We start from the raw sequence: 310 nt of genomic DNA on the forward strand, positions 1-310 counted from the left end.
TGGCGGAAGGAACTCCGGCTCGAGTCCCGTTGACTTCGGATGTTGCGAGGCTGGGTTGGAGCAAACTGTGCACCAATGAGAACGCAATGAAGGAGACATCATGGAACTCCGGCGGATTGCGGTGGAGTTAGACCTATTCCTCAAGATGACTGATGATGTCGCTCAATCCGAACAGTTGTTCGAACTGTTGTCTGCGTTTGCGCTCAATTTCGATTGCCCGTGGATTGCCTATGGGCCGCTCGCATCAGAGAGGGCTTTCAAGCCGAACCGAGAGGGTTCTGTGGTGATGTGGAATTATCCTGCTGAATGG

General features: G+C 53.2%; 1 pseudogene. It reads left to right on the top strand.

Going from position 1 to position 310, the window contains the following annotated elements:
* Positions 1 to 100: 100 nt before the first annotated feature.
* Positions 101 to 310: pseudogene (locus EOB49_RS35090) on the top strand (autoinducer binding domain-containing protein); the annotation flags it as partial.

Origin of the sequence: Mesorhizobium sp. M7A.F.Ca.MR.148.00.0.0 (genome assembly GCF_003997735.1) — a bacterium.
Taxonomy (GTDB): domain Bacteria; phylum Pseudomonadota; class Alphaproteobacteria; order Rhizobiales; family Rhizobiaceae; genus Mesorhizobium.